The sequence below is a fragment of the Chitinophaga oryzae genome (genome assembly GCF_012516375.2).
In the GTDB taxonomy this organism is placed as follows: Bacteria; Bacteroidota; Bacteroidia; order Chitinophagales; family Chitinophagaceae; genus Chitinophaga; species Chitinophaga oryzae.
In genome coordinates this window covers 3,590,295-3,602,006 of record NZ_CP051204.2, presented here as the reverse complement: position 1 = coordinate 3,602,006, position 11,712 = coordinate 3,590,295, and the positions used below count along the sequence as shown (strand labels likewise).

At 52.1% G+C, this 11,712-nt stretch carries 5 protein-coding genes and 1 pseudogene; 1 reads left to right on the top strand and 5 read right to left on the bottom strand.

The features are described from left to right. Positions 1-133 precede the first annotated feature (133 nt). Positions 134-3,352 carry an AsmA family protein gene (locus HF324_RS15040; RefSeq protein WP_168860185.1) on the top strand — a complete coding sequence of 1,073 codons (3,219 nt, stop codon included), beginning with the start codon at positions 134-136 and terminating at the stop codon, positions 3,350-3,352. A 141-nt stretch (positions 3,353-3,493) separates the two neighbouring features. Here the strand turns inward: HF324_RS15040 and HF324_RS15035 are convergent, their stop codons facing one another. From HF324_RS15035 to HF324_RS15015, 5 genes and pseudogenes are all read right to left on the bottom strand, one after another. Beyond that, positions 3,494-5,167, bottom strand: coding sequence for a RagB/SusD family nutrient uptake outer membrane protein (locus HF324_RS15035; protein WP_246269542.1), 1,674 nt, complete (start codon positions 5,165-5,167; stop codon positions 3,494-3,496). Positions 5,168-5,169: 2 nt separating this feature from the next. Continuing rightward, positions 5,170-8,181, bottom strand: coding sequence for a SusC/RagA family TonB-linked outer membrane protein (locus tag HF324_RS15030; protein WP_168860184.1), 3,012 nt, complete (start codon positions 8,179-8,181; stop codon positions 5,170-5,172). Between the two features lie 518 nt (positions 8,182-8,699). Beyond that, positions 8,700-9,826 (bottom strand): annotated as a pseudogene (locus HF324_RS15025) (MFS transporter). Between the two features lie 140 nt (positions 9,827-9,966). Further along, positions 9,967-10,557: a TetR/AcrR family transcriptional regulator gene (locus HF324_RS15020; RefSeq protein WP_168803265.1), complete on the bottom strand. Its 591-nt coding sequence runs from the start codon at positions 10,555-10,557 to the stop codon at positions 9,967-9,969. A gap of 106 nt (positions 10,558-10,663) precedes the next feature. Next, complete coding sequence (locus HF324_RS15015; protein ID WP_168803264.1) at positions 10,664-11,707, bottom strand: alpha/beta hydrolase family protein; 1,044 nt, start codon at positions 11,705-11,707, stop codon at positions 10,664-10,666. Between the last annotated feature and the right edge of the window lie 5 nt (positions 11,708-11,712).

The window sequence follows — 11,712 nt, the reverse complement described above, 5'->3', positions numbered from 1 at the left end:
ATCAGCTTTCATAGCCGATAAAAATAATAAAGCAGCTTTATTTATCCGGTAAAACTTTAACACATCCCCAACACCCACCGGTGCGCACACCCGCCATTTTTTGATATTTTTACACATTAGAACGGCCTTTAACATGAAAGCAGGAAAAAAAATCATCCGTGTGGCGCTGATATCGCTGGCTGCTTTATTGCTGTTGATCGGCATAGCCGGCGGTATCCTGTACAGTCAGCAGCAGCGCTTAACCCAACTGGCAGTAGATGAACTGAATAAACAATTTGCCGGTGAACTGGTACTGGAGAAAAGCAGCATCTCCCCTTTCAGTAATTTCCCCTATGTGTCCATCGCCCTGCACCATGTCCGTTTTTTTGCCAACAAACGCATGGACGGGAAGCCGTTGTACGAAGTAGAGAAACTGTACGCTGGTTTCAGCCTCCCTGATATCCTGCGGGGACGGTACCAGGTGCGCATTATCGTAGTGGCCAACGGCAAAGTGGACATCGCCCGTGCCGCCAATGGCGACGTAGACCTGATCAGGGCGCATGCTTTTAAAAGCGACAGCACCGCAGCCGCTGCCGCCGACAGCGCCGAAGCGCTGAGCCTCGATCTGAAAAAAGTGATCCTGAAAAATATCGACGTCACCTACCGCGACGCTGCTTCCGGCTGGAAGATCGTATCCCACATTGAAAAAATAAAAACCTCCTTTAAAATGGAGGGCGACCGCATAGCGCTGGAGCTGGACAGTAAAATGCTGTTCGACTTCACCAGCCGCACCGACAGCACTTTATTCCGTAACCGGAAAGTGTCGATGGACCTGAAAGGCAATTACGACCTCAGTAAACAACAGCTGGCCCTCGCCCCCAGCACTGTCCGGCTGGAAAACGCCAGCCTCTCACTGGCGGGCACCGCCGCCATGGGCAAGGAAACGATGCTGGACCTGCAGGTAAAAGGCGACCGTCCGGACCTCAACCTGCTCTTTGCACTGGTACCCAATGATATCGCCGCCATGATGGAAAAATACCGCCGCGATGGCCGCATCTTCTTCGACGGCACCGTAAAAGGAAAGCTGTCCAAAAACGAAATGCCCGCCATCCGCGTGAATTTTGGCTGCGAAAACGTGTGGTTCCAGAATAAAAACATCGACCGCAAGGTAGACTCCCTGGGCTTCAAAGGGTACTATACCAACGGGGACGCCCATACGCTGAAAACATCGGAGCTGCACCTGCTGGGCATCAACGCCAAACCCGGACAGGGCGTATTCAGGGGTAATTTCGTCATGAAAGACTTCACCGATCCGCATATTGTGATGCAGGTATACTCGGAGCTGGACCTGAAGTTCGTGGGCGAGTTCCTCGGTATCAAAGACCTGGAACAGTTGCAGGGACAGATCGCCCTGAAAATGAATTTTAAAGAGCTGGTAGACATCCATCTGCCGGAGCAGCAGCTGGCCAAACTGAAAGAGGGCATACAAAGTGAGCTGACCGTCACCAACCTCGAGTTCCGTATCCCCAACTATCCCCTGCCGGTACGTAAAATGAACCTGCATGCGCAGGTGCGCAACGGCAGCCTGCTGCTGGACTCCATCGCTTTTCGTATAGGCAGCTCCGATATTAAGGCGGGCGGTTCCATCAGCGACCTGCCTGCTATTTTCCATGCACAGCAGAAACCCATCGCCGTAACGTTCCGCGCTTCCGGCAACGCCATTCATCCCGGGGAGCTGATGCTGGCAGACACCACGCATAAAATACTGCGGCAGGAAGTGATGACCGGTTTTCACATCGGCCTCGCTTTTGAAACATCCGTACAGGAGCTGCTGCACCCCAACCCCTTACCCAGGGGCACTTTCCGGCTGACCAACCTCGGCGCGGCCTTCAAACAGTACCCTCATGCGCTGCACGATTTTGGCGCAGACATCACCATCAACGATACCAGCCTGCTGGTACGCAACTTCAGCGGTCATATCGACAGCAGCGGTTTTGCGTTTAAAGGCAGATTGAACAACTACCCATTGTGGTTCGATAAAATCAAAAAAGGACGTACTGAACTGGCCTTCGACCTGAAGTCAGACCGTATCGCCGTCAACGATCTGATTGGCCCCCGCGGCCGCAAGTTCATCCCGCAGGGCTACTGGTACGAAGAAGCCGGCAAACTCTGGCTGCGGGCCAAACTCAACATGCGTTATGATACCGTGTTCAAACGCGTGGACGCCCGTATCGCCAACATATCCGGCACACTTAAACAACATCCTGTTCAGCTGGAAAATATCAAAGGCAGGATACGGTACGGCACCAACCGTTACCTGGTGGTAGACACGCTTACCGGTAAAATCGGCACCACCGATTTTGACATGAACCTGAAGCTCTATGCTGGTCCCGACCGCCAGGGGAAAGAGCGCAATAATTTCTTCAGCTTCAAATCACAATACCTGAACATCGACGAGCTGATGAACTACGACTTTACAGACCAGACGGCCCAGGCGCAAGCGCCGGCCAAGCCTACTACGGTGCGGGAAAACGATAGCCTCCACGCCGCCGGCTTCAATATCTTCAAAATTCCTTTCAGCAATTTTGACGCCCAGGTCAATATCGGCAAAATACGCTACCACCGCCTCTGGATGAAAGACGTGCTGGCCAATGTGCACATGCAGAAAGACCAGCGCATCAAAGTAGACACTATCTCCCTCCGGATGGCAGGCGGCCATATCGGGATGCGTGGCATCCTCAACGCCTCCGATCCGGCCAAGCTCTACTTCCGCAGCGGCATCCGGCTCGACAGCGTAGACATGACCAAGATGCTGCTCAAGTTTGACAACTTTGGCCAGGACATGGTACTCAACAACAACCTGAAAGGCAAACTCACCGGGCATATCAAAAGCCACGTACGGCTGCACCCCGACCTGACGCCCGTGCTGAGCGAAACGGCCGCGCAGATGGACGTGGAAATCCATAACGGGGTATTGCTGGACTTTGGCCCCATGCAGGCCATGTCATCTTACTTCAAGGATAAAAACCTGCGGATGGTGCGTTTTGACACCCTGCGCAACAAACTGACCTTTAAAAACGGAACGCTTGAAATTCCCAAAATGAATATCAATTCATCACTAGGCTATATAGAGGTATCCGGTAACCAATCGCTGAACTTACAGATGAACTACTACCTGCGGGTACCGATGAAGATGGTCACACAGGTTGGTTTCCAGGCCCTGTTTGGCCGCAAGCGGGAGGAAGTGGACGCTGACCAGGTAGACGCCATTGAGAGCATAGATAAGGGCAAAAAAGGGCGTTTCATGCATATACGCATTTCGGGCACGCCGGATAAGTACAAGGTAGGGTTAGGGAAACAGAAAAATATTTAGGGATTTTTTGATTTACGATTTTGGAATTTTGGGATTAAATAGCGAGATAAATAAAAAGCGGATGTATCAGAAGTATTTTGATACATCCGCTTTTTTTAGTCCCCAAAATTCCAAAATCAAAAATCAAAAAATCCCCAAATACTAATACCCCGGGTTGCGGGTCAGCTTGGGGTTCAGCGCCAGTTCTATTTCCGGGATCGGGAATATACGGCGGAACACATCATTATCTTTCGGTTTAAAGCCCCATTTGCCTTCAAACTTACCGAAGCGGATCAGGTCATTTCTTCTCCAACCTTCCCAGGCAAATTCGCGGGCGCGTTCCACCAGCATTTCATCGAGGTTGATGCCGGCAGCAGGTGCGGCGCCTGCGCGGGTGCGGATTTTGGATACCAGTACATCCGGCGTTTGCAGCTCTCCTTTTACGGCGGTAGGCGCTGCGCCACGGAGGACCGCTTCTGCTTTCATCAGCAGTACGTCCGCCAGGCGGAACACCGGCATATCGTTGTTCTGAAAGCGGGTGGACGTGTTGATGTTTTTGTCGGGATAGAACTTGATAGAGCGGACGCCTTTCAGTTGACCGAGGAGGTCGTTGCCTACGTCCAGTTTGCCTTCGCCGCCGGGTTTGAGTTTCATTTCAGGGGTGATGGTCACCCACCAGTCAATCGGCTGGTCCGGTCCTTGTGAAGAAGCATCCAGCGTTTTGGTGCTGGTGCGGACGATATTTTTTGTGCCGTCTTTATTGTACTGTCCGCCTGCCAGCCAGGTGTTGTTACGCACGTCGTTGGGCAGGTTAAAGAAAGCGTAGAAGTCGGCGATAGTGCTGAGCGCTATACTGGGCCCGAAAGCGGCCGGCAGGTCGAATTTCTCTTTCAGGAAAGGATGCAGTCCGAAGCGGGTAAAGTGCATACCGGGGATCAGGTTGGCATCGTAAGGAATGGCGAAGATGGTTTCTTTGATCTGCGGGCCGTTGTCCGGCTTGAAGATAGCTGTGTAGTCAGCCTCAAGTGCGTAGGGCGCGTTGATCAGGATACTGTCGGCCATGGCCACTGCGTCGGTGTAACGGGGCGTGCCGGTATAGTATTCCGCGTTGAGGTACATTTTTTCCAGCAGCGCGTAGGCCATCCATTTGGTAGCGCGGCCGTAGGTAGAGCCGTCTACTTTCGTTGGCAGGTCCGGCAGGGCAGATTTCAGCGAACTTTCGATGAAGGCAAAGACTTCCTTGCGTGGTTTCGTTTCCGGTAGCGTAGGTACCGGATATGCGTCGAGGATGGGAATATTGCCGAAGGAGTCCATCATAAAAAAGTAGAACAGGGAGCGCATCGCTTTCAGTTCAGCCACGGCGGTGTTCCGCTGTGCGCCTTCCGGCAGGCCTTTAGCGAGGTTCAGGGCATTGTTGGCGATATTGATGCCGCCAAAGCCCCATTGCCAGGAGCTGATTACAAAAGGCAGGTTGCCGCTCCAGGTATGCAGGTGCAGGAAGCGGTATTTACCACCGTCGTCGTAGTTACCGTCGCGGGCGGGGATGATGGCTTCATCGGTGCTCAGTTCCTGCAGCATCCAGTAGTCTACACCATAGCTGAAGCCGGCGCCGTTCATGAAGTAGGTGGCGTCGCCGGATTTGGAGCTGGCCAGCTGGGCGTATACCGCACCGATGGCTGCTGCGTAGGAAGCGTTGTTGGTCGGGAAGTTACCGGGCGTGTAACGGGATTCCACGTCCACGTCCAGCTTGCGGCATCCGGACAGGGCGATGGCCGCTGCCAGGGTTATATTCAGTAATTTATGCAGTTTCATATTCATCAGTAGCTTAACGTTCATGATTAAAAAGTAGCGTTCACACCGAAAATGAAGGAGCGTGTTTTCGGATAGTAGTTACGGACGTCGATGCCCGGCGTAAGGCCGCCCAGGTCGATTTCCGGATCTATACCGCGGTAGCTGGTAATGGTGAACACGTTGTTAACGTTGCCGTATACACGGATAGACTGGATATACTGGCTTTTTGTTTTGAAGGTGTAGCCCAGCGTGAGGTTGTCCATACGCAGGTAAGAACCGTTTTCCAGGAAGCGGTCAGAGATGAGGAACGAGTTTTTATCGTTGTAGGACTCTCCCAGCGTGAATTTGGCGATATTGGTCATCTTCGCGTCGGTAGGCGTATTAATGGCAGCCAGCGTAGCGTTCAGGATTTTGTTGCCTGCCACGCCGCGGATGAAGACCGTCAGGTCAAAGCCTTTATACAGGAACGTGTTGCTCCATCCATAGTTGATTTTCGGTTGCGCAGATCCGGCCACCATCAGGTCGGCAGTGCTGGGAGAAGTGGTCACCGTGCCATCTGCTTTCTGGTAGGTGGAGATACCGTCTTTGTCTTTACCGAGATAGTGGAACAGCGTGAAAGTGCCGATAGGCTGTCCTTCAAGTATCTTCTGGCTCCAGTTGCCCGACTGTCCTTTACCACCGAGGATAGCGGTCGGGATGTCTTTCAGGGTAAACTGATCGTTGGCCAGGGAGCTGATTTTGTTGGTATTATGGGAAGCGTTGATGGTGGTCCTCCAGGTGAAATTTTTGCCCCTGACCACGTCTGCATTCAGCACCACTTCAATCCCTTTGTTGCTCACTTTACCTACGTTGGCCAGCAAGGTGGTGGCGATGTATTGCGTGGTGGACACGGGATAGTTCCAGATAAGGTCAGACGTCTGTTTGTCGTAATAGTCGATGGCGCCGCTCAGTCGTCCTTTCAGCAGGGTGAAGTCTATCCCCGCGTTGAACATGGCGGTACGTTCCCACTTCAGGTCAGGGTTGGCGTTTTGTACCGGCGCGATGGCGTTGATCAGCTGACCGTTATCATAGTAGCGGCCCACGGTGCTGTACTGCAGTTGCGCGGTGAGCGGATCGAAGCCGAGGGAGTTACCGGAGATACCGTAGCTGACGCGGAGTTTCAGGTCGTCCAGCGCGCGTACTGTTTTCAGGAATGATTCCTGGCTGATACGCCATCCCACGGAGGCAGCGGGGAAATAGCCCCAGCGGTTGTTTTTACCAAAAGCGGAAGAGCCGTCATTACGCAGGGAGGCCTGTACGTAGTATTTGTCCGCGTACTGGTAATTGATCCTGCCGTAGTAGGAAATGAGGCGCAGCGTGGTAAGGGTGGTTTGGGCGGAGTTATCGAATACGATGGTACCGGCGGGCGGATTGCTGAGCGCGAGGTTGTTCCAGGAGAGCGCATCGCTGCCGAAGCCCTGCGTGGTAACGCCAAAGCCGTCGCCGCTGCGGTCTTCCTGCCAGGAGTACCCTGCCAGCACTTTGAAGTTGTGTTTGCCGAAGGTTTTATCGTAGTTAAAATAAGATTCGATGATATTTCGTGTATTCGCCCACGATATACGGTTGGCTTTTCCGCCGTTACCTTTGGCGAGCACGGAGAGGCTGTTGTAGTATACGTTACGGTTGAACTGTTCCCGTTGCGTGGTGAGGCTGGCGGTATAGGTAAGGCCGGGAAGGATCTTCACTTCTGCGAGGCCGGTAGCCAGGAAGCGGGAAGATTTGGTCTGGTCTTTATTGTTGGCGATGAGCGCTACCGGGTTGTTACTGCCGCGGATATTACCGGCATAGTCTTCCGTAAAGCTGCCGTCGGGGCGTGTAACCGATACCGTAGGCAGGTAGTTGAGCATATTATACAATACTGCGTCCGGCACGTTATCCTGTTTGGTGGAGGAGTTGAACACGGAGAAATCGAGACGCAGCCGGTCGTTGAAAGCACGCTGGCCAACGTTGGCGCGTATACTCAGGCGGTTGAGCGAAGAGCCTTTGATGATACCGGGATTGTCAAGATAGTTGACGCTAAAACCATAATTGGTGGCTTTGGAGCCGCCCATGATGGAGAGGTTATGGTTCTGTGATACGCCGGTACGTTGTACTTCGTCCTGCCAGTCGGTATTCACCAGCTGTTGCGTACCCGGGATGGTATCGTTGTTGATGGGCGCCAGCACCTGCCCGTTGTCAGCGAGGTATTTACGGAGTTCGTCGCCGGTGAGCACTTCGAGCCGTTTGGCTACTTTCTCCACGCCTACGTATGCGTTGTAGGCTATGCGGAGCTGGTCAGCTTTAGGGCGGCGGGTGGTGATCATGATGACGCCGTTCGCCGCTCTGGCGCCATAGATAGCGGTAGAGGCACCATCTTTCAGTACGTCTATGGTGGCGATATCATCCGGCGCCACGAGGTCGATAGGTGCACCGGGCACGCCATCGATAACATAAAATGGCTCCTGCGCACCGGAGCGTAAGGTAGAAGGGCCTCTCAGGATCACCGTTGGCGATTGGTTAGGATTCCCGCTTTTTGTTACCGTGAGGCCGGGCACCTTTCCCTGCAGCAGCATGGAAGGGTTGGCGATAACGCCTTGTGTGAATTCACCGGCGCTGACGGAAGAGATGGAGCCTACCACATTTTTTTTGCTGGTTTTACCGTAACCGGTGATAACGACATCATTGAGCTGACGGAGTTGAGGCGTGAGCGATATATTAATGGTCTGTTGTCCGCCTACCGTTACATCTTTGCTGTCGTATCCGAGGAAAGCGATGTGCAGCGTGGCATTGGGGCTGCTCACTTCGAGTTTGTACAAGCCGTCGACGTCCGTCACGACTCCTGTTTTAGTGCCGGCTTCAGAGACGCTGACGCCGGGAAGCGGTTGTTTCTTTTCGTCTGTGATCTTACCCTGGACACTGAATTTTCCCTGGGCTTGCGCATCGTGTGACAAGAGGCAGATGCATATGACCATGCACGTAAAAGCACAGAAAACCTTTACGTAAAAATTCAGCAGCTGGCTACTGAAATAAAATTTGTTCATAAAAGTGCGCTTTAATTTAGGCTGTGTGAAAATGATGATTGATGACCGGGCATGCGGATGCCCGTGAAGAAATTCAAATGACGTGCGTTTCAGTGATTAGTTCGTGGAATCGTACATCTGTAAGGCTTTTCGGTTGATAAAGATGTTTATAAAAATAAGTTTTTCTATCGATTGCCCAAAGGATGATGTACATAAAGATCCACCATGCGAGTGCGAACTGACCGCAGTGACTTTCTTCATTGATAAGCAGGTTTGTAATAAAATTGATTTTGTAAAACTAGAAAGGGGAAACAGGATTTAATAAAGAATGGTGTTACCAGATTATTAATTCATTTTGGGATTTTGGGATTTTGGGATTTGGGGATTTTGGGATTTGGGGGTTTTGGGTTGCGATTGGGATTGGTGTTGGAATTGGGGGTATTCAGATATTTGGTTATTGGGTTAAAGACAGGTCACGCCCACTTAATACCCAAATAACCAAATATCCCAATAACCAAATATCCCAATAACCAAATAAGTCAACTTAGTTGCATTCTGGCCTTGATCATTTCACTCACGCGGTAGACCATCCAGATACTGAACATGGTCAATACTGTCATCAGGTACCCTACGATGTCATAATGCTCCAGCGGACTGTTTTTATCTTTCTGTACGACAATCATACCTGCAATCGCAGCTGCAACTCCGCCTGCAATTTGTTGCAAGGAAGAGTTGATACTCATGAAAGCGCCTCTGTCTTCCATGTTTGGTACGGCGCTGATGAGCGCATTGCTTGGAATACTACGGCCAAGGATACCTATCATCAGCAGCACGTTCCAGGTAATTACGATCACGAGCGGCGTAGGGCCCAGCTTTGTATAAACGAGCGCGATGATGATCATCCAGATGGCGCCCATAGCAAACAGTTTAAATTTATCGATGCGGTCTGCCAGTTTACCAATAAGCGGAAGTATGACCAGTGCTACGATGCCGGACACCATGAACAGGAAAGGCAGTTGTTCATTGGTGAGGCCGAGATTATTGACTGCGAACGCGCTGCCGAAAGGCATCATCAAAAAACCACCGATGGATACCAGTGCAGTAGCGGTATACCCCATCCTGTACTGTTTGTTGGCAAAGGTTTTCCATAAGTGTGCCAGGGGAGATTTGTTTCGCTGCATTTGCAGGTGCTGGTTCACAGGTCTTAATTTTACCTGTATCAATACCATTACCAGCATGGCGAAGCCGGCCACCAGCAGGAAAGGCATCCACCATCCGTAGCGGTTGGCGAAGAAGAGGCCGATAGGCACGCCCAGCACCTGGCTGGCGCCGAAGCCCATCATCAGGTAGCCCATCACCCGCCCCGATGATGAATGTCAAACAGGTCAGTAACGATGGCCATCGAAATAGAAGCGATCACACCACCGAAAAGTCCGGTGATGATACGCGCTGCTACCAGCAGCGGATAGGTATGCGCCAGGCCGCAGAAAATGGTACCCAGGATAAAGCCGCTGTAAAAAAAGGTAAGCAGCTTTTTACGGTCGAAGCGGTCGGCGAATCCTGCTGTCAGCAGGCCGGAAGCCCCGGCGCTGAAGGCATAGGCGGACACCGCCAGCCCGAATTGACTGGGATGGAGGTCCATGGATTTCATGAGCAGGTCACCCATCGGCGACATGATCATAAAATCGAGGATGACGGTAAACTGGGTAAGCGCCAGTATCAGCACGACAAATTTCTGATACCCTGTAAAGGGCACCTTAGTGGTATCTTTTTGCATGTGGATCAATAATTGAAAATAAGGGCTGATTAAGGTTTTAAAGCTTTTACAACGACATCAAATGTTTGACGGAGCAATTCGTCCGTCAGTTTAAAAGGTTTTTTAGCAAAGCTGCGTCCCTGGTGGTGAAAACGCAACAGGTTGTACAACGGCGCAAACGCTACCGACCACCAGGCTTCCACCGGCAACGGGACGAGTTCTTTTCTTTTTACGGCCCCCGCCACAAAACGGTGCATACTATCGTGGAACATCGAGCTGATGGCCGCTCCTACTTTTTCACCATAGCTGGACATGTGTATTCTCTCGATGAACGACGAAGACAGCGGGTTGGCCATCAGGTATTGCGACCTGCTCTTCCATTGCTGCCACAGGCCTGTTTCAAAAGACTGGTCCGGATCGAAGTCCTTTAAAATAGCACTCGTCAGCCGGTTTCCCTCTTCTATGGCCACCTGTGTGATCAGATCGTCTTTGTCCTTGTAGTAAATATACAAAGTGGCGACGGAGATACCGCAGGCCTTTGCCAGACTGTTGACCGAAAAGTTTTCTATACCATTGGCCGCTACCATCTGCATCGTCATCTGTCTGACGAGCTCCATTTTTTCCGTGTTCCGGGTCCGCATGATTTTTTTCTACAAACGTTTGAGGATACAAAAATAAGTGAATGTTCGCTTATTTATACTTTTCCCCTATAGATTTTTTTTCGGGAGACAGGAAGGCTCCTGCTGATCAGCGTACTTTCAGCCACTGCAGCAGGGCTGTGAGCATTTGCGATTTATAGTCCGTCGTATCGCGGGGGTTGGCGGTATTCCGGAAAAAATGGTCCACGGGGTATACTTTATAGGTGAGGTTTTTCTTACCGAGGCGCAGGAATTCCAGCGGCAGGTAATCGAGGCTGTATACAGGGGAATTGGTATCGTGGATGCCCGCCACCACGAACAGCGGGATATCGAGTTGGGCAAACTGCTGCACGGGCGGCTCTGCGCCGTAGCTGGCCCAGCGCTGGTAAGTGTTGCCCTCCCAGTCTTTCCGGGTATCCTGCGGATGCCGGTAGATATCTTCAAACTGGCGGAGCAGCGAATCAATCCGCCGCTGGGCCGCTTCGTAGGAGATATGGCCTTTTACAGCCTCCAGGCGGGCATCGTGGATGAAGTCGTACAGCTGGTTAAGGCCGCTGCCGAAGACACTCGCGCAATGGGTCACTCTTTTGTTGAGCACCGCCACTTTGGGGGCTACCTGTGCTCCTTCCGAGTAGCCATATACCACTACACGGCCGGCGTCTACCGGGAATTTCGCACATACCGCATCAATCACCCGGGAAGCCGCTTCCGCACGCCATTCGAGGCCGCCTTTATGCCGGTAGATATACGGCATAGGCAACAGCCGGTCCACATCTTCCATGGTGACGGTATCCCGCTGCACCTGTATGGTATCACAGAACGGGACGCCCGGCTTACTGATCATCACCACATGGAAACGGTTGGCCAGCTTCAGCAGGTCGTGATCAAAGGTGTTCATCACCTCCATCCGGCGCGGCTGCTTCACCAGCAGCGTCAGTGGCAGATGACTGGAGCCATCCAGCAATATGAGCAACGGCTTTTTGGTCTGTAGTCCTTCGTTGGAGACATAATAACGGATATCCCCTAACGCTGCATCGTGCAGCGTATAAGCGTTCAGGTGATAATCCGCCGGGGTTACGGGTTGTGCGTTCAGGCCGGTTGTCAGCCATAACAAAAGCAGACAACCGGCCCATCGGTATAAGCGAAACATCATACCCT

Excerpts from the sequence above, each read along its gene's own strand:
- HF324_RS15040 (WP_168860185.1), top strand. The coding sequence starts at position 134 with ATGAAAGCAGGAAAAAAAATCATCCGTGTGGCGCTGATATCGCTGGCT.
- HF324_RS15035 (WP_246269542.1), bottom strand. The coding sequence starts at position 5,167 with ATGAACGTTAAGCTACTGATGAATATGAAACTGCATAAATTACTGAAT.
- HF324_RS15030 (WP_168860184.1), bottom strand. The coding sequence starts at position 8,181 with ATGAACAAATTTTATTTCAGTAGCCAGCTGCTGAATTTTTACGTAAAG.
- HF324_RS15020 (WP_168803265.1), bottom strand. The coding sequence starts at position 10,557 with ATGCGGACCCGGAACACGGAAAAAATGGAGCTCGTCAGACAGATGACG.
- HF324_RS15015 (WP_168803264.1), bottom strand. The coding sequence starts at position 11,707 with ATGATGTTTCGCTTATACCGATGGGCCGGTTGTCTGCTTTTGTTATGG.